The organism is Photobacterium sp. GB-72 (assembly GCF_003026095.1).
Taxonomy (GTDB): domain Bacteria; phylum Pseudomonadota; class Gammaproteobacteria; order Enterobacterales; family Vibrionaceae; genus Photobacterium.
Map to the genome: position 1 here is coordinate 139,897 of NZ_PYNV01000010.1, position 25,473 is coordinate 165,369.

General features: G+C 42.9%; 29 protein-coding genes. 20 read left to right on the top strand and 9 right to left on the bottom strand.

Annotation, left to right across the window (positions count from 1 at the left end; translation table 11 throughout):
- Nucleotides 1-106 precede the first annotated feature (106 nt).
- The 5 genes from C9J40_RS12860 (at nucleotide 107) to C9J40_RS12880 (ending at nucleotide 5,683) form a co-directional block, all read left to right on the top strand.
- A complete protein-coding gene (locus tag C9J40_RS12860; RefSeq protein ID WP_107207501.1) occupies nucleotides 107-682 on the top strand; it encodes an aminodeoxychorismate/anthranilate synthase component II in 576 nt (191 codons plus the stop codon).
- A 328-nt stretch (nucleotides 683-1,010) separates the two neighbouring features.
- A complete protein-coding gene (locus C9J40_RS12865; protein ID WP_105061097.1) occupies nucleotides 1,011-2,231 on the top strand; it encodes an aspartate aminotransferase family protein in 1,221 nt (406 codons plus the stop codon).
- Nucleotides 2,232-2,346: 115 nt separating this feature from the next.
- Nucleotides 2,347-3,363 carry an arginine N-succinyltransferase gene (gene astA / locus C9J40_RS12870; protein ID WP_107207503.1) on the top strand — a complete coding sequence of 339 codons (1,017 nt, stop codon included), beginning with the start codon at nucleotides 2,347-2,349 and terminating at the stop codon, nucleotides 3,361-3,363.
- A 29-nt stretch (nucleotides 3,364-3,392) separates the two neighbouring features.
- Nucleotides 3,393-4,850: a succinylglutamate-semialdehyde dehydrogenase gene (gene astD / locus C9J40_RS12875; protein ID WP_107247112.1), complete on the top strand. Its 1,458-nt coding sequence runs from the start codon at nucleotides 3,393-3,395 to the stop codon at nucleotides 4,848-4,850.
- A gap of 44 nt (nucleotides 4,851-4,894) precedes the next feature.
- Entirely contained in the window at nucleotides 4,895-5,683 is a 789-nt protein-coding gene (locus tag C9J40_RS12880; protein ID WP_107247113.1) for a DUF1338 domain-containing protein, read from the top strand.
- Between the two features lie 54 nt (nucleotides 5,684-5,737).
- On the opposite strand, the gene C9J40_RS12885 is transcribed toward C9J40_RS12880, so the two are convergent.
- Together C9J40_RS12885 and crp are read right to left on the bottom strand one after the other, a co-directional pair.
- Entirely contained in the window at nucleotides 5,738-5,920 is a 183-nt protein-coding gene (locus tag C9J40_RS12885) for a hypothetical protein (RefSeq protein WP_008988108.1), read from the bottom strand.
- Between the two features lie 180 nt (nucleotides 5,921-6,100).
- Nucleotides 6,101-6,733 (bottom strand): cAMP-activated global transcriptional regulator CRP, encoded by a 633-nt coding sequence (gene crp / locus C9J40_RS12890; RefSeq protein ID WP_005371802.1) that lies wholly within the window; start codon nucleotides 6,731-6,733, stop codon nucleotides 6,101-6,103.
- A gap of 379 nt (nucleotides 6,734-7,112) precedes the next feature.
- Between crp and C9J40_RS12895 the strand changes: the two genes are divergently transcribed.
- Nucleotides 7,113-7,517 (top strand): OsmC family protein, encoded by a 405-nt coding sequence (locus C9J40_RS12895; protein WP_107207506.1) that lies wholly within the window; start codon nucleotides 7,113-7,115, stop codon nucleotides 7,515-7,517.
- A gap of 69 nt (nucleotides 7,518-7,586) precedes the next feature.
- Here the strand turns inward: C9J40_RS12895 and C9J40_RS12900 are convergent, their stop codons facing one another.
- The 4 genes from C9J40_RS12900 to C9J40_RS12915 all read right to left on the bottom strand — a co-directional run bounded on the left by C9J40_RS12900 (nucleotide 7,587) and on the right by C9J40_RS12915 (nucleotide 11,301).
- The gene (locus tag C9J40_RS12900) at nucleotides 7,587-8,456 is read right to left on the bottom strand and encodes a phosphoribulokinase (protein WP_005371800.1); all 870 of its coding nucleotides are present in this window, start codon (nucleotides 8,454-8,456) and stop codon (nucleotides 7,587-7,589) included.
- Between the two features lie 181 nt (nucleotides 8,457-8,637).
- Nucleotides 8,638-8,853, bottom strand: a complete 216-nt coding sequence (locus C9J40_RS12905) for a YheU family protein (RefSeq protein WP_005371799.1) — start codon at nucleotides 8,851-8,853, stop codon at nucleotides 8,638-8,640.
- 60 nt (nucleotides 8,854-8,913) lie between these two features.
- Nucleotides 8,914-9,885 carry a hydrolase gene (locus tag C9J40_RS12910; RefSeq protein WP_107247115.1) on the bottom strand — a complete coding sequence of 324 codons (972 nt, stop codon included), beginning with the start codon at nucleotides 9,883-9,885 and terminating at the stop codon, nucleotides 8,914-8,916.
- A gap of 12 nt (nucleotides 9,886-9,897) precedes the next feature.
- Nucleotides 9,898-11,301: a PLP-dependent aminotransferase family protein gene (locus tag C9J40_RS12915; protein WP_107247117.1), complete on the bottom strand. Its 1,404-nt coding sequence runs from the start codon at nucleotides 11,299-11,301 to the stop codon at nucleotides 9,898-9,900.
- A 178-nt stretch (nucleotides 11,302-11,479) separates the two neighbouring features.
- On the opposite strand from C9J40_RS12915, the gene C9J40_RS12920 reads away from it, so the two are divergent.
- On the top strand, nucleotides 11,480-12,079 hold the full coding sequence (locus C9J40_RS12920) for a LysE family translocator (RefSeq protein WP_107247119.1): 600 nt from the start codon (nucleotides 11,480-11,482) through the stop codon (nucleotides 12,077-12,079).
- A gap of 78 nt (nucleotides 12,080-12,157) precedes the next feature.
- On the opposite strand, the gene C9J40_RS12925 is transcribed toward C9J40_RS12920, so the two are convergent.
- Entirely contained in the window at nucleotides 12,158-14,080 is a 1,923-nt protein-coding gene (locus C9J40_RS12925) for an ABC transporter ATP-binding protein (protein WP_107207510.1), read from the bottom strand.
- Nucleotides 14,081-14,309: 229 nt separating this feature from the next.
- Here C9J40_RS12925 and kefG point away from each other — a divergent pair, with 229 nt between their 5' ends.
- From kefG to slyD, 4 genes are all read left to right on the top strand, one after another.
- Nucleotides 14,310-14,900: a glutathione-regulated potassium-efflux system ancillary protein KefG gene (kefG, locus tag C9J40_RS12930; RefSeq protein ID WP_107207511.1), complete on the top strand. Its 591-nt coding sequence runs from the start codon at nucleotides 14,310-14,312 to the stop codon at nucleotides 14,898-14,900.
- Nucleotides 14,890-16,695: a glutathione-regulated potassium-efflux system protein KefB gene (kefB, locus tag C9J40_RS12935; RefSeq protein WP_107247120.1), complete on the top strand. Its 1,806-nt coding sequence runs from the start codon at nucleotides 14,890-14,892 to the stop codon at nucleotides 16,693-16,695. Before kefG ends, kefB begins: the two co-directional genes overlap by 11 nt.
- A 35-nt stretch (nucleotides 16,696-16,730) precedes the next feature.
- On the top strand, nucleotides 16,731-16,940 hold the full coding sequence (locus C9J40_RS12940; protein ID WP_107207513.1) for a YheV family putative zinc ribbon protein: 210 nt from the start codon (nucleotides 16,731-16,733) through the stop codon (nucleotides 16,938-16,940).
- Between the two features lie 82 nt (nucleotides 16,941-17,022).
- Nucleotides 17,023-17,586 (top strand): peptidylprolyl isomerase, encoded by a 564-nt coding sequence (slyD, locus tag C9J40_RS12945; RefSeq protein WP_107207514.1) that lies wholly within the window; start codon nucleotides 17,023-17,025, stop codon nucleotides 17,584-17,586.
- Between the two features lie 73 nt (nucleotides 17,587-17,659).
- Here slyD and C9J40_RS12950 read toward each other — a convergent pair whose 3' ends face one another.
- Nucleotides 17,660-17,881 carry a SlyX family protein gene (locus C9J40_RS12950; protein ID WP_005371779.1) on the bottom strand — a complete coding sequence of 74 codons (222 nt, stop codon included), beginning with the start codon at nucleotides 17,879-17,881 and terminating at the stop codon, nucleotides 17,660-17,662.
- 8 nt (nucleotides 17,882-17,889) lie between these two features.
- On the bottom strand, nucleotides 17,890-18,867 hold the full coding sequence (locus C9J40_RS12955) for a WD40 repeat domain-containing protein (RefSeq protein ID WP_107247122.1): 978 nt from the start codon (nucleotides 18,865-18,867) through the stop codon (nucleotides 17,890-17,892).
- A gap of 191 nt (nucleotides 18,868-19,058) precedes the next feature.
- Here C9J40_RS12955 and fkpA point away from each other — a divergent pair, with 191 nt between their 5' ends.
- The 9 genes from fkpA to C9J40_RS13000 all read left to right on the top strand — a co-directional run.
- On the top strand, nucleotides 19,059-19,913 hold the full coding sequence (gene fkpA, locus C9J40_RS12960; protein WP_107247123.1) for an FKBP-type peptidyl-prolyl cis-trans isomerase: 855 nt from the start codon (nucleotides 19,059-19,061) through the stop codon (nucleotides 19,911-19,913).
- A gap of 184 nt (nucleotides 19,914-20,097) precedes the next feature.
- Complete coding sequence (locus C9J40_RS12965; protein ID WP_005371773.1) at nucleotides 20,098-20,820, top strand: transcriptional regulator; 723 nt, start codon at nucleotides 20,098-20,100, stop codon at nucleotides 20,818-20,820.
- Complete coding sequence (gene tusD, locus C9J40_RS12970; protein ID WP_107247125.1) at nucleotides 20,817-21,209, top strand: sulfurtransferase complex subunit TusD; 393 nt, start codon at nucleotides 20,817-20,819, stop codon at nucleotides 21,207-21,209. Before C9J40_RS12965 ends, tusD begins: the two co-directional genes overlap by 4 nt.
- 10 nt (nucleotides 21,210-21,219) lie before the next feature.
- Entirely contained in the window at nucleotides 21,220-21,576 is a 357-nt protein-coding gene (tusC, locus tag C9J40_RS12975; protein WP_005371769.1) for a sulfurtransferase complex subunit TusC, read from the top strand.
- Nucleotides 21,577-21,583: 7 nt separating this feature from the next.
- Complete coding sequence (tusB, locus tag C9J40_RS12980; RefSeq protein WP_107207518.1) at nucleotides 21,584-21,877, top strand: sulfurtransferase complex subunit TusB; 294 nt, start codon at nucleotides 21,584-21,586, stop codon at nucleotides 21,875-21,877.
- A gap of 176 nt (nucleotides 21,878-22,053) precedes the next feature.
- Entirely contained in the window at nucleotides 22,054-22,428 is a 375-nt protein-coding gene (rpsL, locus tag C9J40_RS12985) for a 30S ribosomal protein S12 (RefSeq protein WP_004399892.1), read from the top strand.
- Between the two features lie 95 nt (nucleotides 22,429-22,523).
- Complete coding sequence (gene rpsG / locus C9J40_RS12990; RefSeq protein ID WP_005371760.1) at nucleotides 22,524-22,994, top strand: 30S ribosomal protein S7; 471 nt, start codon at nucleotides 22,524-22,526, stop codon at nucleotides 22,992-22,994.
- A gap of 89 nt (nucleotides 22,995-23,083) precedes the next feature.
- Complete coding sequence (gene fusA, locus C9J40_RS12995) at nucleotides 23,084-25,189, top strand: elongation factor G (protein ID WP_107207519.1); 2,106 nt, start codon at nucleotides 23,084-23,086, stop codon at nucleotides 25,187-25,189.
- Nucleotides 25,190-25,289: 100 nt separating this feature from the next.
- The coding region (locus tag C9J40_RS13000; protein WP_233217677.1) for a GTP-binding protein at nucleotides 25,290-25,473 on the top strand (184 nt) is incomplete at its 3' end.

Sequence of the window (25,473 nt, forward strand, 5' to 3'; positions counted from 1 at the left end):
CGATAGATAGATTAAGCAGGGCATTTGCTCTGCTTTTTTTATGGTTTGCGTTTCTAGTGATGTGTTGCACAATAGGGCGCAGAATAGAAAAGGTCGCTGTAGATATATGCTGTTAATTATTGATAACTATGATTCATTTACTTATAACCTGTATCAATACTTTTGTGAGTTAGGCGCTGAGGTTAAGGTTGTCCGTAATGATGAGATTGATCTCGCAGGTATTGAGTCGCTAGCACCCACCCATTTAGTCATCTCTCCTGGACCTTGTACCCCAAATGAAGCGGGTATATCACTACAAGCCATTGAATACTTCGCAGGTAAATTGCCTATTTTAGGTGTGTGCTTAGGTCATCAATCGTTAGCACAAGCTTTTGGTGGGGATGTGGTACGAGCAAGGCAAGTGATGCATGGTAAAACCTCTCCGATCAAGCATAATAATACCAGTGTGTTTGAAGGGTTAAATAATCCATTAACAGTGACTCGTTATCATTCCTTAGTCGTTAAACAAGATACGCTGCCAGATTGCTTTAACATTACAGCATGGACTGAGCGTGAAGGGGAACTTGATGAAATTATGGGGATCGCTCATAAAACATTGCCGTTAGAAGGGGTGCAATTTCATCCCGAGAGTATTCTAACGGAGCAAGGGCACGCCTTATTAGCCAACTTTCTTAAGCGCTAGATTTCGAATTAAATCGCGATTTTTATTATATTCCTGTCTTAAAATCGCGATATCAACCACACATCTTCTATTTTTATATTTCCAACTCTCATTTGTTGAAATTGCAAAGCTATTCACTAGCATATTTCTCTGTGCTATTCATTTCCTGATAGGAAACACACCTTTTTGTCTTTGTTGGTTAATAAACTTGCCGAGATAACGCATAACTATGTCAGTTTTATTAAAAAAAGCATCGTTGCCAAAGAGCAAAAAAAATATTCTGCTATTGGCAAAGGTTAATAAAATGTAAATACTATGATTATAGCGTTATACACAGAAGGATAATGTGATGACTACAGAGCAAAGAGTAGAACGTAATTTATTTGATGAGGTAATGGTACCTTGTTATTCACCTATGGCTGAGATCCCAGTACGTGGCAGTGGTGCGCGAGTATGGGATCAACATGATCGTGAATATGTCGATTTTGCCGGTGGAATTGCGGTGAGTTGTCTGGGTCATTGCCATCCAATTATGGTTAATGCATTAAAAGATCAAGCCGATAAGTTATGGCATTTAAGTAATGTGTTAACTAATGAACCTGCATTGCGTTTAGCGAAAAAACTCACTGAGTTATGTTTTGCTGACAAAGTCTTTTTTGCTAACTCGGGAGCTGAAGCTAACGAAGCGGCACTGAAATTGGCTCGCCGTTATGCGGTCGATAAGTTTAGTGCTGAAAAAGATCAAATTATTGCCTTTCATCAAGGTTTTCACGGTCGTACTTTTTTCACCGTTACTGTTGGTGGGCAAGAAGCTTACTCAGATGGTTTTGGCCCTAAACCTCAAGCGGTAACGCATATTCCTTATAATGACTTATCAGCTTTAGCTGAGATTATGTCTGAGCGAACTTGTGCGGTGATGATGGAGCCATTGCAAGGTGAAGGTGGTTTGGTTAGCCCGAGCGTTGAGTTTGTTCAGGGCGTGCGTGAGTTATGTGATAAGCACCAAGCCCTATTGATATTTGATGAAGTCCAAACTGGCAATGGTCGTACCGGTGATTTTTATGCCTATCAAGGCTTAGGTGTAACACCTGATATTTTAACGACGGCTAAGTCACTGGGTGGTGGTTTCCCAATTGGCGCAATGCTTACCACAACAGCATTAGCAGAACATTTAAAAGTCGGTACTCATGGTTCAACGTATGGCGGTAATCCGTTAGCATGCGCTGTCGCAGAAGCGGTAATTAATGAAGTGAGTAAACCCGATGTTCTAGCTGGCGTGAAAGAGCGTGAACAGTGGTTCCGTGAAGGGCTGACAGCGATTAATGCTAAATACCCAATTTTTGCTGAGATCCGCGGTAAAGGTTTACTGCTGGGAGCGTCTCTCACAGAAGAGTGGCAAGGTCGTGCACGTGACATTCTTGTTCAAGCTGGCAAAGAAGGCTTAATGATGCTAGTTGCTGGTACGAGTGTTGTGCGCTTTACGCCATCGCTAGTGATTGAAAAAGCCGATGTGGATGAAGGTATGGCTCGTCTAGAACGCGCTATCGCAACACTCTATAACGCCGAGTAATTCTACTTTGCATTGCTGCTGGCAGTTGAGGAACGACTGCCAGTTATCTTATAAGACTTATTGTTATCCATCTAGTTAGTGACAATAGTCACTACCTGCATCAGGAGGGAAGTCGATGCTGGTTATTCGTCCTATCATCGCTGATGATTATTCTGCACTCATGCAGTGCGCTGAAGAATCAGGTCATGGTTTTACTTCATTACCTGTTAACGAAGAAATGCTTCGTAACCGCATTGCTCATTCAGAGCGCAGCTTTGCCAAACATGTCGTTCGCCCAGAGGATGAAGGCTACCTGATGGTCGCTGAAGATACAGATACCGGCGAGATAGCAGGCACCACAGCCATTGAAGCGGCGATTGGCTTAGAAGCCCCTTTTTATAACTATCATCTAAGTACTGTGGTTCATGCCTCGCGTCGATTAGGGGTACACAATACCGTACAGTTACTGACATTAGGTAATCACTACACCGGAGATACCGAGCTTTGCACGTTATTTTTACGTACACCATGGCGTGAAGGTTTAAATGGTCGTCTATTGTCTAAAGCGCGCTTTTTAATGATGGCAGAGCATCGTCATCGTTTCGCCGATGTGGTATTTGCTGAAATGCGCGGTGTTTCCGATGCAGAAGGGAACTCACCTTTTTGGCAATGGCTAAAAGATAACTTTTTCTCGATTGATTTTATTCATGCTGACTATCTAACGGGGATCGGAGCAAAAGGCTTTATTGCGGACTTAATGCCTAAACTTCCGATATACGTCAATTTACTGAGCAAAGAAGCCCAAGCGGTTATAGGTCAAGTTCATGACAACACGCGTCCTGCATTACGTTTGCTAGAAAATGAAGGTTTTTCATGCCGTGGTTATGTCGATATTTTTGATGCAGGCCCGACGGTTGAATGTGATGTACGTAATGTTGAAACGGTTCGCCACTCAAAGCGTTATATCGTTGAAATTAACGATCATCAAAGTGAACAGCAGTGCCTAGTGGCGAATACATCATTTACTGATTTTCGTGCGGTTGCGAGCCCACTGGAAATCAATGATAAAGCGCAAACCGTGGTTATGACGCAAGAGGTCGCTGATACTCTCATGGTTAATACCGGTGAGCCTGTGCGCTTTATTGAGCTGTAAAACTACGAATATAAAGAGGGGAGAAAAGTATGAGTCAATGGATTGCGGGTCAATGGGTTGATGGTTTAGGTGATGAGATGGCATCGCTCAACCCCTTTACTGATGAAGTGATTTGGCAAGGCCGAGCCGCGACAAGTGAGCAAGTCTCGCAAGCGGTGAATGCCGCGCGTGAAGCATTACTTCAATGGCGTCATACTTCCCTTGTTGAGCGCCAAACCATCGTGGAAAAATTTGCTGAGCTGGTGAAAGCCAATAGTGAAAATATTGCCATTACGATAGCAGAAGAAACGGGTAAACCGTTATGGGAGACGCGAACAGAAGCAGGAGCAATGGTGGGGAAAGTGGCGATTTCTTTACGTGCTTATCATGAACGGACAGGCCAACGCGAGAAAGATATCGCAGGTACGACAGCAGTTGTACGTCATCGACCATTAGGGGTGATGGCTGTATTTGGGCCTTATAATTTCCCCGGTCATTTACCCAATGGCCACATCGTACCTGCATTGCTTGCAGGTAATACGGTGGTATTCAAACCTTCTGAATTAACGCCTAAAACGGCTGAAGTTGTAATGAAACTCTGGCAACAAGCCGGATTACCTGATGGGGTTATTAATCTTATGCAGGGAGCTCGCCCAACTGGAGAGGCACTCGCCGCTTCAAAAGATATTGATGGTTTATTATTTACGGGCAGTGCCAATACTGGGCATATTCTGCATCGCCAATTTGCAGGTCAACCGGGCAAGATGCTGGCATTAGAAATGGGGGGGAATAACCCGATGGTGATCTCCAATGCTTATGGTGATCTCAATGCTACCGTTTATACCATTTTACAATCTGCTTTTATCAGCGCAGGACAACGGTGTACTTGTGCTCGCCGACTATACTTACCCTTGGGTAGCGAAGGGGATGCGTTGTTGGCAGCTTTAGTGGAAGCAACCAAAGCTATTGTTGTCGATGGACCATTTGCCGAGCCTGCGCCGTTTATGGGGCCTCAAATCTCCCGCCAAGCCGCAGACAATATTGTGCAAACTCAACGACAATTAGTATCGCTTGGTGGCGAAGTATTGGTAGAGGCAAAGCGCGGACAGGGAGCGGTGGTTACACCTGGGATCGTTGATGTTACGAATATCGAAAATTTACCCGATGAAGAATATTTTGGCCCATTATTGCAGGTAGTGCGTTATCAAGATCTTGCTCAAGCCGTGTGTCTTGCGAACGACACCCGTTATGGCTTATCAGCCGGGCTTGTATCAACCGATGATAGTGAATGGCAATATTTTATTGATCATATTCGCGCGGGGATTGTAAATCGTAATCGCCAGTTAACGGGAGCGAGTGGAGATGCACCGTTTGGTGGCCCAGGAGCATCTGGTAATTTACGCCCAAGTGCTTACTACGCTGCTGATTATTGTGCTTACCCAATGGCATCAATGGAAGGTGAGGCAACATGCTTACCTGAGCAGTTATCTCCGGGTATTTCACTCTGAGACTAATAGGTTCACTGTATTACTTACAGTAAGGATTGTGCAGCATGGAACAATTATTTACCGCGTTATGGCAAGATTATACTCAGCGATTATGCCCTTCAGCGCTGAATATTCGGCAATTACTTACCGAAGATGCGCCACTTAGAAATGATCATATTGCGTTGCGTACCTTTGCACTACCTAAATGTGGTTTAGCAAGATTAGCGGCTCCATTTATTGCGTTAGGTTATAAACCCAAAGGTCGATATCATTTCAAAGCGAAAAAGTTATATGCAGAGCACTTTGAACACCCCGATCCCGCTGCGCCTAAAGTATTTATTAGTGAACTGCAATTAGGATTATGTTCAACAGAGTTACAAACAGAAGTACGTCAGCTTGTCGATCAAGTTGATGATGCTTATTTTGCTGATCCTGCTTTTCTTTCTCAAGGTAAACCATGGCAATTAAGCCGTGATAGTTATCAGTTTTTAAATGCAGAAAGTGAATATGCAGGGTGGGTGGCAGCGCATGGTTTTGGTGCTAATCATTTTACTGTTGATATTAATCAGCTTGAGCAATTTAATGAAATTTCTGAAGTGAACCATTTTCTCGAATCAAGTGGTTTTGACATTAATCAGGCGGGAGGTGCGGTAAAAGGCGATCCTACTGTGATGTTAGAGCAATCAGCAACCATGGCTGATAAAGTCATGGTCACGTTTTCTGATGGTGAGATGTTGGTCTCTGGCGGATTTTATGAGTTTGCTAAACGTTATTTACAGCCAGATGGTGAGATTTATACCGGATTTGTAGAAGCTTCGGCAGATAAGATCTTTGAAAGTACTTATAACTCTTGAACAGTGTAAACAATGCAATAAAAAGCAGCCAATTGGCTGCTTTTTTTAAATCTGTTAATTATCTAGGGGAGATCCCCAAATACCACTGTCTTCAACAGGACAGCGACGTAAACCTGTTTGCTGTTCTAAATAACAACGACGGTCACTAAAGCCTGTCATCTCAATAGTTGTAGGTTGAGGAGCGATAGCGCCAGGTACAGTGGTGTAGCTATTCGGGGCAAAACGTTCAATATCCATATAAAAACCAAAAAAAGATGAAGTCCATTCATTGCTTGAATTTAGCATTTAATTTGAGCAATACAAGTTAATTAATGGCACACTTTTTAAAGGTATTTATGGGGGGGATTATTAATCAATCAGAAATAAAAAAGCCGCAACAGTGTGCGGCTTTTTTCGTACGGTTAAAGACGTTAAAAATTAACGCGTACCGTAAACAACAATCGTCTTACCGTGAGCAGAGATTAGGTTCTGCTCTTCAAGCATTTTCAGAATACGACCCACTGTTTCACGAGAACAGCCAACAATTTGACCGATTTCTTGACGAGTGATCTTAATCTGCATGCCATCAGGGTGCGTCATTGCATCTGGTTGTTTTGCAAGATTTAGCAATGTCTGTGCGATACGACCTGTAACATCTAAGAATGCCAAATCACCTACTTTCTGGCTTGTCACTTGTAGGCGACTTGCCATTTGAGCAGATAAGCGCATCAGAATATCAGGGTTAACCTGAATTAACTGACGGAATTTTTTGAATGAAATTTCTGCTACTTCACAAGGACTTTTCGCACGAACCCAAGCAGTACGCTCTTGATCTTCTTCGAATAAGCCAAGCTCACCAATAAAGTCACCTTGGTTTAGGTAAGAAAGGATCATCTCCTTACCTTCTTCATCCTTGATTAGTACAGCAACAGAACCCTTCACAATGTAGTACAACGTTTCTGCTTTCTCACCTGCGTGGATCAGCGTACTTTTCGATGGGTACTTGTGAATATGACAATGGGAAAGAAACCACTCTAAAGTTGGATCTGTTTGCGGTTTACCTGGAACCATATTACTAACTTCCTCTGCATTTGTTGCCCAACAGCATTGGTTTCTTTTCTAACTTTTATCACGAGAAAAAAAACTGCCTACTGATAGGGTATCCATTCAGCCGCTGGGCTGCAAGCTAACTTGAATAAGTTAGAGTGTATCCTTTTTCTGCGCCTTTTTCTTGATATTGATCTAGTAGATTCGTTCATTTCATATGGATAACTGTGCACAGGATCACAATGCGGCGAGATAATTTTAAGTGGTGCGATAAGTAATGATTATTACGACGATTTTTAGAGAGGAAAAAAGTTGTTATTAAGGCGGAGAATTAGGATTTACATTCATTATTTAATCAATAAGACTAGAGACAATTATTGGGCGTTTGAATAAGGATTAAGCGATGCAGTCCCGAGTAAAATGGGTAGAAGATATGACTTTTTTAGGTCAATCTAGCTCCGGTCATAGTGTAGTCATGGATGGTAATGGAGGGGATAAAGCTCCAAGTCCAATGGAATTGGTATTAATGGCGGCGGGAGGGTGTAGCTCAGTAGATGTTGTCAGTGGTTTACAATCCCAAGCGCAAAATATTGTGGGTTGTGAGGTTCTTATTTCAGCTGAGCGTCGAGAGCAAGCGCCACGTTTATTTACCGCAGCCAATTTGCATTTTATTGTTTCAGGTTTTGATTTAAATGAAACCTTAGTGGCTAACACCATTGCTGATTCTTTAGAGAAATATTGCTCTGTATGCTTGATGATTGGTGAAAAGGTTAAGTTGACTCATTCGTATGAAATCATCACTGCTTAATAATGATTGAGATGAAAAAGGTTGGTGTTTGTGCCAACCTTTTTTCTATTTATTTTCGTTTGTGCAAACTTAACTGATTTTCCCTGTATTAATCAGTTTCTCGATAAGGGGGCGCATGATCAATTCCATTGCAAAACTCATTTTTCCACCAGGGACGACAAGCGTGTTATGACGTGACATAAATGAGCCTTGGATCATGGAAAGTAAATACGGAAAATCGACATTATTTAAACCGCGAAATCGGATCACAACAAAGCTTTCATCTAAGCTTGGGATCCCTTTGGCACTCACCGGGTTTGAGGTATCAACGGTTGGTACACGTTGAAAGTTGATATGTGTGCGTGAAAATTGCGGAGTTAAATAATTTAAGTAATCGTCCATGGAGCGAACGATTGACTCCATCACCGCTTCGCGAGAGTGCCCTCGATCTCTCGTGTCACGAACAATTTTTTGGATCCACTCCAAGTTAACAATGGGTACCATGCCAATAAGAAGATCAACATGCTGTGCGACATGGATCTCGCCATCGACAACCCCACCATGTAAGCCTTCATAAAAGAGTAAATCAGTGTTTTCTGCTAACTGTTGCCACGGAGTAAACGTTCCGGGCATTTGGTTGTAGGGTACGGCTTCGTCAAATGTGTGTAGATAACGGCGAAAGCGGCCTGTGCCATCTTCACCATATTGTTTGAAAAATTGCTCTAATTGGGCAAAGTCATTGGCTTCTGAGCCAAAATAGCTGATATGTCGACCTTGCTCTTTAGCTTTGCGGATCTCAGTGTCCATTTCAGGGCGGGTATAGCGATGGAAGCTATCGCCTTCTAGCCATGCCGCATTAATGTTCATCATATTGAACATCTTTCGGAATGCTTCAGAAGTCGTCGTGGTTCCTGCTCCTGATGAACCAGTAACTGCAATAATAGGATGTTTTGCAGACATGACTAACCTTGTCGTTGTTGATTATCGAAAGATAAATGAGAAAGCAGGCAATAATAAAATTACCTGATCGGGCAACAATGCTACTACAAGTTAACAGGGATGTCGGGATTGAAAAGTGAAACTGCTAGCGGAGGCAAGTTTTGAGTCGTAACTCTCTGGGCACGACTCACATTAATAAAACTTATTGCAACTGATTGCGTAATTTTATGTCGACAGATTCATGCAATTCAGAAAATACAATCACAGCATCACCGGATTTCAGTTGCTGCATCACATAATTCACTTTGTTTTCTAAGCTCATTTCAACTTCACCGTAATCAGTGCCTTCACGTAGCACAAATTGTTCAATCAGGTTAGTCAGTGTTTCTGGGGCGATATCTTGCCAAGGAATGATCATTTTATGTCTCGTCGACTGCGTTACTGATACGCGCAGTATATGATAAAAATATCACTAGCCCTATTGAGGAGTGGTGAGTTTGGTTTTAAACCATGTTGGAACGCTGTGTTCGAGCCAAAACGTCGGTTTAAAAATAGAACCACTAACGAACCCAACATGGCCACCTTTTTCATATAAGTTGTAGTCGATATTACTCGGCAATGGTTGTGATGGGATCACCGATTCGGTCATGAACGGATCGTCTTTGGCATGGATAATCCGCAGTGGTGTACTGATCAAGTTGAGCTGTTGAAGGCCACTACAACGTTGATAATAATCGTCAGCATCAATAAAACCATGGAGAGGGGCGGTAATGTGCTGATCAAATTGCCATACCGTATTTATCGCAGCTAATTGCTGGTGGGTGATAGGCATTTTATCTTGATGAAGTGTTATTCGTTTTGCCATTGTGCGCTTCATCGAGTTGAGTAGATATTGCTGATAGATCTTAGAAAAACCTTGTTGAATACGTGCCGAGCATGAGGTTAAATTTAATGGGGGAGATACCGCTTGAGCGGCAACGAGATCACTGTCATCACCATATTTTGCAAGATAGTTAATCAGCATATTACCGCCAAGGGATACTCCCACTGCGATAAAAGGCCGTAGGGGGAATTGCTCACGTAACCATGTAATGAAAAAGCGAGCATCATTGACTTCACCTGAGTGATAGCCTCTAGGTTGACGGTTTAGCTCACCACTGCAGCCTCTAAAATGCATCATAACCCCAAGCCAACCTTGTTGTTTTGCAGCATATAATAGTCCATTGGCATACGGACTATGGAAGCTGCCTTCTAAACCATGGAATAGGATCATTAATGGTTTGCTATCGTCTGTAGGAGCTTCTGTCCAAGCGAGATCAAGAAAGTCATCATCAGGTGTGGTCAGTCGTTGCGTCACAGGTGTGAATAGTGGCTGGCGACGAACAAATCGCGGTAATAAGGTTTGAATGTGTGGATTTTGTAATCCTGATGCTGGCGTAAATTGAGACATGAATATCCTCTGTTACAGCGAAAAATGGGATAAAGGGGGGTGGCGTAATAACTCGGCAATGGTTTTTAAGCCAAAGATCAATTGCTGTTGGTTTAGCGGTGAGCTAATGGCGAGCCGTACTGCTGGTTGAATATGATTACCTCTAGGAGTAAATAATTCTGCTGATTTAACTATAACCCCACGGGCTGTTGTTGCCGCCATAAAATCACTTAAGCGCCAGTCTTCTGGTAATTGCAGCCAAACATGAAAACTAAAAGTCTGGGTTGTAATGGCAAACTCACCAAGGTATTGCTGTACCAATAATTGCCGTTGTTGTATTTCAGTACGAACGGTCGTTAATACCCGATCGGCATCACCTTGAACAATTAATTCACAAGCGATAGCAGAGAGCAGTGGGCTGATCATTAAGCTGTGGTTATAGAGTGCTGCACTTAGATGTTGCTGCCACTGTTTCGGCACTTGGATGTAACCTAAGCGAAGTCCTGGTGCGAGGCATTTTGATAACCCTCCGATGTGGATTACATGTTCAGGTGCTAGGTTGATTAAAGGCGGTGGCGGTGAGGGCGGCAGTAATCCGTTGACGTCATCTTCCGCAATTAACACATTATGCTCACGACACACGCTAATCACTTCTTCACGACGAGAGAGCGGCATTGTTACCGAAGTTGGGTTTTGCTGGGTTGGTGTTAAATATATTAGCCGTGGTTGGTAGAGTTCACAGGCCGATGCGAGACTGGCAGGGATCACCCCATCTTCATCCATCTCAACACTTTTTAGGGTAATACCATGTTGACGAGCAAGGGTTAGAAAGCCGGGGTAGCAAAAGTATTCGACTAACACGGTATCACCAGCACGACAGAAAATACTCAGCAATAATTCCGCAGCATGTTGTGCGCCTGAGGTGAAATACATCTGCTCTGATGAAACATCAATGCCTTTTTGATTTAACCATTGGCAAACGATATGACGATGATTATCGATCCCTTGTGGTGGCTGATACAACATCATGTCATTTAATTGCGAGGGATTAGCACTAATTTTTGCCATGGCGTTGCTTATCATCTCACTGCGATCAAATCGCGGAGGAATGTTATAGCCGAAATTACATTCTTCAGTCTGTAACTCTTCTAATTGATAGATCCAGTGATGGTTTTTATTGTTATCACAGACATACGTCCCAGCCCCAATACGTGCTTCGACAAGATGACGTCGTTCCGCTTCTGCATAAGCACGTGTCACTGTACCGACGGTAACCTGTAATTGATCGGCAAGTGCGCGGTGTGTGGGGAGTTTCTCCCCAATTGCGATGTCACCTTGCTCGATAGCTCGTGCAATTCCATCTGCAATTTGACGATAAAGTGGTTCTTTAGTTTTAGCGATAAGTTGGATATTTAATAACTTTTTCTCGATTGTCATGGTGACAATAAATCCTTTGATCTTAATAACTTCCCTTGTTAGGTTAAATTGTGCGCACAAAACAACCGTATTGCCAGAGATTTTTTATGTTGTCGCGAAATAACTAAAATTGTATCGGTACAATTTCGTGAGGGATGATCTGGATAGTTTTATTTCTATCGTTTATTAAGGAAAGTGTGTGGAAGGATCAACAATCATCTCAGTTATTTTATTTGCCATATTAATGACAGGCACGCCGGGGCCTAACAATATGATGGTGACCGCCTCTGGAGCAAACTTTGGTTATTGGCGTAGTGTTCCGCATATTACGGGGATCAGTGTGGGTATGGCGAGCATGATCAGTTTACTGGCGGCAGGGCTCGGCATTATTTTTGAACGTTATCCTATGGTTCACGAGGTATTAAAAGTTGTTGGGTGTGCGTACTTATTGTATTTAGCATGGAAAATAGCCACCGCTGGCAGCATGAGTAAAGCAGAGCAAACAGTGAAGGCGAAACCGATGAGTGTATTCTCTGCTGCTCTGTTTCAATACGTTAATCCTAAAGCATGGATGATGTCAGCAACGGCAGTAAGCACCTTCGCCGTTAGCGGGGAGCACTATTGGTTATCGATATTAATGATTGTATCGGTATTTTTCGTGGTGGGTTTTGTTTGCGTTTCGCTATGGACTGCAACTGGAGTGGTGATACGTCATTGGCTAACATCAGAACGTCGCACGATTCGGTTTAATCAGACGATGGGAGCACTAACGGCAGCATGCGTGATGATGATTTGGTAGTGGTTGCCCTTTGTTCTAGATAACTAAAAATAACAACGCCAACGAAGTACTCGTTGGCGTTATAGGTGTTAGGCGATATTATTCGGCACTAAATTGAGATTCCATCTCTTCTAATTGCTCTTGTAACTCCATCCAAGCAACTTCTACATCTTCCAAATCCGATTTTGCATCGCCTTGCAGTTTTAATTGCTCATTCATACGGACTTTGTTCTCGGCCTCATAAATACTGCTATCGCTTAATGCGGTTTCAGCATCGGTGATGATGGCATTGAGCTTATCCATTTGCTTTTCAAGCTTGGTGATTTCTTTACGAATAGGGGCTGTTTGTTTACGGAACTCTGCCTCTAAACGTTTTTGCTCTTTACGCGATGCCGCGCTGTTATCTTTGTTGGTTTCAGGTTTTGTTGCTTGTTGATCACGGCGCTCATTACGCTGTTGCTCGGTAAGCCATTTGTGATAATCATTTAAATCACCATCAAACGGTACGACTTGGCGATCATGTACTAAATATAAGTCATCGGTTGTCGCACGTAGTAAGTAACGGTCGTGACTGACAATAACCATTGCACCTTCATAAGATTGCAGTGCCAACGTTAGTGCTTGGCGCATATCTAAATCAAGGTGGTTGGTTGGCTCATCGAGCAGTAATAGGTTAGGACGTTGCCATACAATCAGTGCTAGCACTAAGCGGGCTTTCTCACCGCCAGAAAACGGACCGACTTTTTCTAGTGCTTTATCACCAATAAAACCAAAACTACCTAAATAATCACGGAGTTGTTGCTCGGTTGCTTGTGGCGCAATACGTGCCATATGCTGAACTGGGGTATCATCAAGGTACAAGGTTTCTAATTGGTGCTGGGCAAAGTAACCAATTTTAACCCCTTGCGAATACGCCATATCACCGGCTTTCGCTGGTAAATCACCCGATAGCATTTTTATCAGAGTCGATTTACCGGCACCATTTCGACCAAGTAGGCCAATACGACTACCAGGAACAAGATTCAGGCGAATTTTTTCTAAAATCAGTAAGTCGTCATAACCTGCGGCAACTTGATCCATCATTAAGATTGGGTTCGGCAGAGCACTTGGCTCGCGGAATTCAAAACTGAATGGGTTATCAAACTGAGCCGGTAACACTTTTTCCATACGTTCGAGGGCTTTAATACGACTTTGCGCTTGGCGTGCTTTACTGGCCTTGTAACGGAAACGTTCAATGTATGACTGCATGTGCGTCATTTGCTTTTGTTGTTTCTGGTACATCGCTTGTTGTAGCACCAGTTTTTCGGCGCGTTGTACTTCAAACGATGAATAGTTACCGGTGTAACTGTGCATGGTTTGATTTTCAATATGGATAATGCGGTTAACCACAGGATCTAAGAAATCACGGTCATGGGAAATTAACACTAAGGTACCACGGTAGCTTTGGAGCCATTTTTCCAGCCACATTACGGCATCTAAATCTAAGTGGTTAGTTGGCTCATCGAGTAGTAGCAGATCAGAGCGGCATAATAGCGCTTGAGCAAGGTTAAGACGCATACGCCAACCACCCGAAAATTGGGTCAGGTTCCATTGCATCTGGTGCTGTGAAAAGCCTAGGCCGTCAAGTAATTCAGCCGCACGAGCATTGATACTATAGCCACCAATGGTGTCCATTTTACCGTGAAGCTCTGCGACTTTAGTACCATCATCAGCTTGTTCTGCGGCAAGGAGTTGGCGTTCAAGTTCACGGTATTCACGGTCGCCATCAATGACATACTCAATAGCTGCGCGCTCTAACGCAGGTGTCTCCTGAGCAACCCATGCCATTTCCCAGTTACTCGGAAATTGGCAGTTGCCAGCATCTAAGCTGAGCTCATTTTTCAGTAAAGCGAACAGGGTCGATTTACCACAACCGTTTTTACCGACAAGACCGACTTTGTCGCCCGGGTGGATCGTTGAAGTGGCGTTTTCAAGTAATACTTTGCCACCACGTAGAAGTTGGATATCTGAAAAGATAATCATCAATATTGCCGGGGTCTTGCCCGCTCCACTAAATAAACTGGACTTATGGGCGGAAGTCTAACTCAAACAGCGCAGAGTGGCTAACATCTCTCTATTGCTTTAGGTTACGTTTTGCTGAACAAATGATAAACAAAAGATCATGTTTGTTAACAATTAGGTATGATGGAATAATACTGAGCAAGTCCTTATTGTTGCACATGATGAATATGAACGATTGTCAAAGGATGTTATGACACGACAAAACTTACCATCAATTCTCATTATTTTTGCTCATCCTGATCCTGATGAGTCCGTTGCTAATCGCGCAATGTTGCAAGACATTGAGCTATTAGGTCACGTTACTGTGCATGATTTATATGCCACGTACCCCGATTTCTTTATCGATGTTGTCGCAGAGCATGAGCTGATCGCGAGTCACGACATCATTATTTTCCAGCATCCGCTCTATATGTATTCCTGCCCATCATTGTTGAAAGAGTGGTTTGATAGAGTGTTAAGCAAAGGCTTCGCTCACGGTGACGGTAATGAAACCGTGGGTAAATATTGGCGCTCGGTGATCACGACTGGCGGTGGAGCAGAAGCTTATAGTCCAGATGGTTATAACCGTTATGGTATTGATACCATTTTAAAGCCATTTGAAATTTGTGCTGATCTTTGCCAAATGCATTGGTTACCGCCACTTATCTTGCACTGGGCAAGACGCGTCACGCAGGATGAATTAAACCAACATGCACGCGCATACCAATCATGGTTAGCGAACCCTTTGATTATTGAGCCTCGAATTAGCTTAACGAAGAAGGAGACCAACAATGACCAATGATTTCCTTGTTCTAAGTGTGGTTTTTTTGGCCGCAGCTATTATTGCCGTCCCTTTGGCGCAAAAGCTTGGCTTAGGTTCAGTGTTAGGCTATTTGATTGCGGGTATTGCCATTGGCCCTTGGGGCTTAGGCTTGATCTCCGATGTTGATGCTATCCTCCATTTCTCTGAATTTGGCGTTGTGTTGTTACTGTTTCTGATTGGTTTAGAGCTTAATCCGAAAACACTGTGGCAAATGCGTAAACCCATTTTAGGGTTAGGTGGTGGACAGGTGGTGATCACCAGTGGGGTTATTGCCGTAGTGGTTATGAGCCTTAATGGCTTTTTACCTTCGCTGACGTGGCGCGATTCAGCCGTGATTGGCATGGGGCTGGCGTTATCTTCAACAGCAATTGCACTGCGTGTAATAGAAGAGCAGCAATTATCAGGAAGTGAAACGGGGCAATCGGGTTTTGCGGTACTGCTATTTCAAGATATAGCGGTGATCCCAATGCTTGCTTTACTCCCAGCTCTCGCTGGTGGTAAAGGGGGGAGTTGGAATGATGCATTTTGGATGTTAGGGGGTATCGCCGTACTCCTTGTCGGTGGACATTTTTTACTTCGTCCACTGTTTCGTTATGTGGTGATGAGTGGTGTTCGTGAACTGTTTAATGTTGCGGCATTACTGTTAGTGCTTGGTATTGCATTGATTATGCAGGCGCTTGGATTATCCATGGCGTTAGGGGCATTCTTAGCGGGGGTGCTATTAGCTGAGAGCGAATATCGCCATGAATTAGAAATTGCGATAGAGCCGTTTAAAGGGTTATTACTGGGGCTGTTTTTTATCTCAGTGGGTATGGCGGTAAATATTGGGTTACTGTGGCAATATCCATTACAGATTTTAGCCGCGGTATTAGCATTAATCGCAGTAAAAGGCATCGTGCTCTATCTTTTAGCCCGGATATTTGGCGTAAGAGAAAAGTCACGTAGTCAGATGGCGGCGATTTTAAGTCAGGGTGGTGAGTTTGCGTTTGTCTTGTTTACTGCCGCTCGTGCTGAAGGTTTACTCGATGCGCAATTATTAGCTTTCTTGCTGGTGGTTGTAAGTATATCAATGATGACAACGCCGCTCGTATTAACGCTTCAAAATCGCTGGTTTGTGCGAAGCTTCAAAGCGAGTGAGCAACCTGAGCCAGAGTCGGATATTGTTGATCGTGCCCCCCGTGTCATCATTACGGGTTTTGGACGCTTTGGACAAGTTATAGGACGATTACTGTTTGCTAATAAAATTAAAGTAACCGTACTTGAGCGCGATCCGAGCCAAATCCAATTTTTACGCAAGTTCGGTTATAAAGTTTTTTACGGTGATGCTACTCAGTTAGATTTGCTCCGCGCAGCAGGGGCAGATAATGCGGAAGCAATTATTATCTGTACTGATGCACCGACAGAAGTCATGGAAGTGGTGGCTATGTGTCAGCAACATTTCCCGCACTTAAAAATATTAGCGCGGGCGAGAAGTCGTGTTGAAGCGCATCAATTACTAGGTCAAGGCGTTGAATGTTTCTCACGTGAAACTTTTGCTGGTGCTCTTGATTTAGGTCGCCAAGCCCTCATATCTTTAGGTATGCATCCGTATAAAGCGAAACGTGCTGAGGCACATTTTCGTAAAATAGATACACAAGCCTTACGGGACCTATTGCCGCAGCATAGTGAAGACGTCAATTTAGCATCAAGGCAAAAAGAAGCCCGTAAAGAGTTAGAAGAAATTTTCGATCGTGAAATGCGAGGTGAGGAAGAGCGCCATCATGGTTGGGATTAAGCTAGCGCTTGTGTGATGATCAAGGAAAGAGCAGGATGATAAAAAAACGATTTATCGCAGGGGCTGCATGCCCTAGTTGTCAAACCATCGATACTTTACGCTGGTGGCAACAAGATGATGTTGAATATGTCGAGTGTGTGGCTTGTGATCATGCAGATACACGGGTGCCACAATCGGTACAAGAAAGTGAACAACTTTCGTCAACGACCAAACAACAAGTGATAGGTGTTTTCAAGCCTGACTAATACGGAATTAGCATCATTGCCATATTATCCTGTATGATGTCGAGCAAAACTTATCACCCCAAGCTCAAATTTTGGAGTAAACATGAAAGTCGCTAAAGACACAGTAGTAAGCCTAGCTTACCAAGTGAAAACTGAAGATGGTGTAGTTGTAGATCAATCAACAGTTGAAGCTCCACTTGATTACCTTCACGGTCATAACAATCTAATTCCTGGCCTTGAAGCAGCGCTTGAAGGTCATGTAGCTGGCGACAAGTTCGAAGTAACTGTTGCTCCTGCTGACGCTTACGGCGAGCACATGGACGAAATGGTTCAACGTGTTCCTGCAAACGTATTCCAAGGTGTTGATGAAATTACTGTTGGTATGCGTTTCCTAGCAGATACTGATCAAGGTCCAATCCCTGTTGAAGTAACTGAAGTTGATGGCGATCACGTAGTTGTTGATGGTAACCACATGCTTGCTGGTCAAACGCTAGGTTTTGATGTTGAAGTTGTTGCAGTACGCGCAGCGACTGAAGAAGAAATTGCACACGGTCACCTACATCAAGGTGGTGGTTGTTGTGGCGGCGAAGGCGGTTGTGGCGATCACGGTAACAGTGACGAAGGTTGCTGCGGTGGCGAAGAGAAAGGCGGTTGCTGCTCTCACTAATATCATCAAATGATATCAATAAAAAAGGAAGCTTAGGCTTCCTTTTTTATTTTCATTTTTTAGTCAAACACGATTAATAGTGTGGCGGCGGAGTTTCTTCCGACTCGCTAGCCATATTTGGTGCTTGCATGCCTTTTACCTTACCCACTAAAAATCTCATCTGAACTTCCATGCGGTCAATCATGAACTGTTGTTTGGTAAGGGCATCATTAAGATCATCAATAGTTTGCTCTTGAAAGGCTTGTTTCATTTCAAGTTCATCAATACGGTGTTGTAATTGTTCAATCTCAGTCATGGTCGTTTTCAATCGGTTGACCAGGCTTGGGCAAATCCAGATGATGATCCAGAGATGACGTTACCTGTTGGGCTAATAGCGACATCATACACCACTGCTGTAGCGGGTCGAGTGTCTTGCTGACGTTCCGCCTTCCAACTACCGATATTTTTCCCATCCGATGTTTGCCATAACTCCACTCGGCGTGAGGGAGTGCCAGTTGCTACCATTGAACCATCATCAGAAAAACGCGCACTCGAAAGGGTTTGTTGGCGAAGGGTAATGTCTAGCTCTGATACTTTCTTGCCGTTGGTTAAATCCCAAATAAAGACGTCATTGGTGCCATCGGCAGTCAGGGCAAATTTTCCATCTCGTTGTAGTGCGACTCGAGTAATGCGACTTTTATGAGGGAAACCATACAAGATTTGTCCTGTTCGGGTATCCCATAAATAGCCATTATGATCATTGCCGCCGGATAGCGCGTAACGGCCATTAGGAGAGAGAGCGACACTATTAACTTTCTCTTGATGAGCTAAAAACTCAAGTCGTCTTCCTGTGCTAATATTGATAAATAAGGCCTTACCATTACTTAGCGCTAATAAGATGTCGTCGCCATTATTGGCAATAGCGACATCTCTAATGGTAGTGTCATCAATCGACCATAAACCTTGTGCTTGGGACCAGCCAAGATCCCAAATAGCAAAATTTTGTGCTGTGGCCGTGATAGCAAAACGTTTATTGTCAGAAATATGGCTACTTATCACCGTACTGTGATGTTGATCTTGAGAACCAAAATCAGCTAACTTTTTGTTTTGATGTAAGTCCCATAGCACGATACCTTGTTCTATTGCAGCAACTATTGCAAAACGACCATCTCGGCTAAGGCTAAAACTGGTTGCACCTTGTGGGGCTAATTGCCAGCGTTGGACTTCTGAGCCAGAAAAGAAACAACCACTCAAGGTTAAAGTGGATAAAAATAAACAAAATGAAAAAAAAGTTTTATACATTAAGCTCTTGTTCCGCTTGCATAGGGTAACTAGTAGAGTAAATTAGTCTGATTAAATAACTGAACTGACATGCTTTTTACAGTTACTTAATCAAATGCTAGTAGTATATTGTTATAACTTTATTTTCATACTCATTCTAAAAAGTACAGTTAAAAAATGAGGCATTGCCTCACTGACTGATGGAGAAATACATGAAACCTGTTCTAAAGATGTCTGTATTGGCAGCAACAATTTTCCTCGTTGTTGGTTGTCAGGATGATAATAAAGCAGACACCAATAAGCCTGCTGAACCTGCGAAAGTAGAGCAGGTTGCTGCTAAGACTCCAGCTGCTGATGCTAAAGTTGAATTTAAAACTGAAAATCAAAAAGCAGCTTATGCAATTGGTGCATCACTGGCGCAATACCTATCAGCCAACCTTGATCAGCAAAAAGAGCTAGGTCTAGACCTAAATCGTCAAGACGTACTTCAAGGTGTTGAAGATGTATTTGCGGGTAAGAGTCGTTTAACGCAAGAGCAAACCCAACAAGCGCTTCAAGAACTTGACCAGCGCGTAGCTAAAATTGTTGAAGAAAAAGCAAAAGCTGAAGCTGAGAAAAACATAAAAGCTGGTGAAGAGTTCCGTACTAAGTTCTCGAAAGAAGCGGGTGTTGTAACAACTAAAACCGGCCTAATGTACAAGATTGAGAAAGAAGGTACAGGTCCAAAACCAACAGCAACCGATACAGTTGAAGTAAATTACAAAGGCATGCTAACTGACGGTACCGTATTTGACAGTTCTTACCAGCGTAATCAACCTGCCACTTTCCCTTTAAATCAAGTAATCCCTGGTTGGACTGAAGGCGTTCAGCTAATGCCTGTAGGTTCAAAGTTTGAGTTTGTTATTCCGCCACAACTTGCTTACGGCGCTCAAGCAAACCCAAGCATTCCAGCTAATTCAACATTGGTATTCCAAGTTGAGCTACTAAGTATTAAAGGTGATAAAACTGCAAAACCTGCAGCGGCACCAGCTGAAAAACCAGCAGCTACAGAGACAAAAACACAATAGTTGAGCAATATTTACCAATAAATATGCTGATAAATATCAAGACCCGACTTATGTCGGGTCTTTTCTTTTTAATTATCTGATAAACTTACTAGCAATATTTTAAATTTTATTGATTCTATTTAATACATAAGTTGAATGTATAAGTCGTATTAATAGTATTGATTGCAACATGGAAGATTGAAAAGTGGTTTCAACTGATAACTTTGGTTCAGAGGTGATGGTCGACAGTGATATCGTCGATAGCCGAATCTTCTCTGAGCATGATTATATTATTCTTCGCTCTTATGAAGCCGTTGTTGATGGTTTAGCAGCGTTAATTGGTCCCTTTTGTGAAATCGTGCTCCATTCATTAGCCGATCTCAACACCTCTGCGATTAAGATTGCTAACGGAGAAAATACCGGCCGTAAAGTTGGCTCGCCAATCACTGATCTTGCATTACGCATGCTACGCGATATTGAAGGTTCTGAGCGCAATTTTTCTCGTGCTTATTTCACCCGTGCTAAAGGTGGTGACTTAATGAAGTCAATCACGATTGCCATTCGTAACGGTGAAAATAATATCATTGGCCTGCTGTGTATAAACGTTAATTTAGATGCCCCTTTCTCTCAAATTCTGCAGTCGTTTATGCCTACTGATGAAGCTAAGCAAGCGGCATCAACGGTTAACTTTGCCAGCGATGTTGATGAGCTCGTTGATCAAACGGTAGAACGTACTATCGAAGAAATTAATGCAGATAAAAACGTATCAAATAATGCCAAAAACCGTCAAATCGTGATGGAGTTGTTTGATAAAGGCATTTTCGATATTAAAGATGCAATTAATCGTGTTGCAGATCGTTTAAATATCTCCAAACACACTGTGTATCTGTATATTCGTCAGCGAAAAACCGAGGATGGTGAGAAGTGAGTTTAACTTACGCTATCGTGGTCAATGGTCCTGCATACGGAAATCAAACATCACGTTCAGCTTATCAATTTGCAAGAGCATTAATTGAAGAAGGACACGTATTACAACGCGTGTTTTTTTATCAAGATGGCGTGTTAAATGGCTCTGCATTAACGGCACCAGCATCCGATGAATTTGATCTTGTGGCGGCATGGCAAGCATTAGCTAAAATGCATAATGTTGAATTGCAAACCTGTGTGGCTGCCGCATTGCGTCGCGGTATTGTCAGTGAACAAGAAGCAGAGCAAAACCAATTATCTGCTGTCAATCTTGCAGATGGCTTTGAACAGGTAGGGCTTGGTGGTCTTGCTGAAGTCTTGTTAACGGCAGATCGCGTCATACAATTTTAGTGGTATAGATATGAATTCACTGGGCTTTATCTTTAGAACTTCACCACATGGCAACAATAGTGGGCGAGAAGGGCTAGATGCTGTATTGGCAAGTTCGGCTTATACTGAAGAGTTGTCACTGTATTTTATTGATGATGGTGTATTTCAGTTATTAAAACAGCAGCAGCCACAAGCAATTTTAAGTCGAGATTATATTGCGACATTTAAAATGCTTGAACTTTATGATGTTGAAAATATCTATGTGAATGCAGAATCACTCCGTGCGCGCGGACTAACAACAGATGATTTGATCATCGATGTGATTGTTTGTGAACAAGCACAATTAATAGAAAAAATGCATCAATGTCGACAACTTCTTACATTTTGAGGTCGTAATGCTTCATACCGTTACTCGCTCACCCTATCAAAGCCAATCTTTGGCCCAATGTTTAGCATATGTTGCCGCTGGTGATGAAATATTGCTGTTAGAAGATGCAGTGATCGCCAGTTTGGCAAAAAATAATTATTTAAATGTAATAAAAAATATTGGCGTAAAAATTTATTTACTTGAGGCTGATCTCATTGCACGTGGATTGCAAGGTAAATGTGATGAGAATCTTAATGTTATTGATTATAAAGGCTTTGTTTCGTTAACCGTTAAGCATGAGCAGCATATGAAATGGGCGTGAATAAGTATGATATTAGCCTTAAAAGTGATAAAAAACGGATTGTTTAAGAAATGATCACTTGATTGATCGTTGGTTAGATCTTGACACCCTAGGGTGCGATGCCTAAAATTTCGCGTCCTCCTGTTGTTGGGAGGCAGATTTTTCACCTTACGAAAGTAATATTCAGGAGCTATTTAATGGCAACTATTAACCAGTTGGTACGTAAGCCACGTGCTAAGCAAGTTGTAAAAAGCAACGTGCCAGCACTAGAAGCGTGCCCACAAAAACGTGGTGTATGTACTCGTGTTTACACTACTACACCTAAAAAACCGAACTCAGCATTACGTAAAGTATGTCGTGTTCGTCTAACAAACGGTTTCGAAGTAACATCATACATCGGCGGTGAAGGTCACAACCTTCAGGAGCACTCAGTTGTTCTTATCCGCGGTGGTCGTGTTAAAGACTTACCGGGTGTTCGTTACCACACTGTTCGTGGTGCACTTGACTGTGCAGGCGTTAATGACCGTAAACAAGGTCGTTCTAAGTACGGTGTGAAGCGTCCTAAGTCTTAATGGATTCCGTTAAGTAAGGCCAAACACTAAAATTATTTAATTTTGAAGAAACTGAAAAGTTTTGGATAACCTGAAGAAGACAACGGAGATAATCCATGCCACGTCGTCGCGTAATCGGTCAGCGTAAGATCCTTCCAGATCCTAAATTCAAATCAGAATTGCTGGCAAAATTCGTTAACATCCTTATGGTTGACGGTAAAAAATCTACTGCAGAAAAAATTGTTTACTCTGCACTAGAAACTATGGCTGAGCGTTCTGGTGAAGAACACCTAGCTGTATTTGAAAAAGCTCTTGAAAATGTACGTCCAGCGGTAGAAGTTAAGTCTCGCCGTGTGGGTGGTTCAACTTACCAGGTGCCTGTAGAAGTACGTCCAGTACGTCGTAATGCACTAGCTATGCGTTGGTTAGTTGAAGCTGCGCGTAAGCGTGGTGAAAAATCTATGGCTCAGCGTCTAGCAGGCGAAATGCTTGATGCGGCTGACAACAAAGGTTCTGCTGTTAAGAAACGTGAAGACGTTCACCGTATGGCAGATGCGAACAAAGCGTTCGCACATTACCGCTGGTAATATAGCTGGTAATACCGCTTGGGCACGGCAGGTTTTCCTGCTGTGCCTAAACCATATTCTAAGGTTCACCTTAGTAAGAGGATACAACCGTGGCACGCAAAACGCCTATCGAGCGCTACCGTAATATTGGTATCTGTGCTCACGTTGACGCCGGTAAAACAACAACGACCGAGCGCATCCTGTTTTATACAGGCCTATCTCACAAGATTGGTGAAGTACACGACGGCGCTGCTACTATGGATTGGATGGAGCAGGAGCAAGAACGTGGCATCACGATCACCTCTGCTGCAACAACCACCTTTTGGCGCGGTATGGACAAGCAGTTCGACGAGCACCGAATCAACATCATTGATACTCCAGGACACGTAGACTTCACCATTGAAGTTGAACGTTCACTACGTGTATTAGATGGTGCTGTTGTTGTGTTCTGTGGTTCTTCAGGTGTAGAGCCTCAGTCAGAGACTGTATGGCGTCAAGCTGATAGATACGAAGTACCACGCATGGTTTTCGTTAACAAGATGGACCGTACTGGTGCCGATTTCCTTCGTGTTATCGAGCAAATTAAAACCCGTCTTGGCGCAAACCCAGTACCTATTCAACTGAATATTGGTGCTGAAGATGAATTTAAAGGTGTAATTGACCTGATCAAAATGAAGGCCATTAACTGGTCAGAAGTTGATCAAGGGACTAGTTTTACCTATGAAGACATTCCTGCTGAGTTATTAGAAGAAGCAGAAGAATGGCGCATGAATTTAGTTGAGTCTGCCGCTGAAGCGAATGACGAACTAATGGATAAATACCTTGAAGAAGGCGAACTGACTGAAGCTGAAATTAAAGCTGGTCTTCGTCAACGTACACTCAACAACGAAATCGTACTCGCGACTTGTGGTTCTGCATTCAAGAACAAAGGTGTTCAGGCAGTACTTGATGCAGTTGTTGATTTCCTTCCTTCACCAACAGAAGTAAAAGCAATTACTGGTGAAGATGAAAACGGTAACCCTGTTGAACGTCACTCAGATGACAATGAACCTTTTGCAGCTCTTGCGTTCAAAATTGCAACAGACCCGTTTGTAGGTACGTTAACATTCATGCGTGTTTATTCTGGTGTTGTAAATTCAGGTGATACTGTCTTTAACAGCATTAAAGATAAACGTGAACGTTTAGGTCGCATTGTTCAAATGCATGCGAATAAGCGTGAAGAGGTCAAAGAAGTGCGTGCTGGCGATATCGCTGCAGCTATTGGCCTTAAATTTGCGACAACAGGTGACACCCTATGTGATCAAAATCATAAAGTGATTCTTGAGCGCATGGACTTCCCTGAACCAGTAATTCAGATCGTTGTTGAGCCTCGTTCAACAGCCGATCAGGATAAGATGGCAATCGCGCTAGAAAAATTAGCGATGGAAGATCCATCTTTCCGAGTAGAAATTGATAATGAATCTGGCCAGACATTAATTTCTGGTATGGGTGAACTTCACCTTGATATCATTGTTGATCGAATGAAACGTGAATTTAGCGTTGACTGTAATGTGGGTAACCCACAAGTTGCTTACCGTGAAAGTATTCGTGGTACAACGGAAGTCGAAGGTAAATTCATTCGACAAGCTGGTGAAACGGGTGGGCGTAATCAATATGGTCACGTTTGCTTACGATTAGAACCAACTGAGCCTGGTGAAGGTTTCGTATTCGTAGATGAAATCGTGAATGGTAGCGTGCCGAAAGAGTATATCACGGCTGCTGCGATTGGTATCGAAGAACAAATGAAGAGTGGTGTGCTTGCTGGCTACCCAATGGTTGATGTTAAAGCAACGCTGTTCGACGGTTCATTCCACGAAACTGATTCTAACGATATTGCATTTAAAATCGCAGGTTCAATGGCATTAAGACAAGGTGCGCTACAAGCAAACCCTGTATTGCTTGAGCCTATGATGAAAGTTGAAATTACCACGCCTGAAGATTGGATGGGTGATGTTGTTGGCGATCTTAACCGTCGTCGCGGCATGATCGAAGGTATGGACGAAGGCAATGCGGGTATTAAAATTATTCGTGCACAAGTTCCATTATCGGCAATGTTTGGCTATGCAACTGATTTGCGTTCAGCAACACAAGGCCGTGCGTCTTATTCTATGGAGTTTAGCGAGTACGCTGAAATGCCAAAGAATGTTACTGACAAAATTATTGCAGAACGTAACTAATTTCATTATTGCGTCGATGGCTATTGACGCATAAAATACAAACTTCAGAGCCGTCCCCGACCTAGTAGGGGGCGTATCTTAACTAGGAAGGAACACAATTGTGTCTAAAGAAAAATTTGAACGCGTAAAACCGCACGTAAACGTTGGTACTATCGGTCACGTTGACCACGGTAAAACAACTCTAACTGCTGCTATCTGTACTACACTTTCAAAAGTGTACGGTGGTGCTGCTCGTGACTTCGCATCAATCGATAACGCTCCAGAAGAGCGTGAGCGCGGTATCA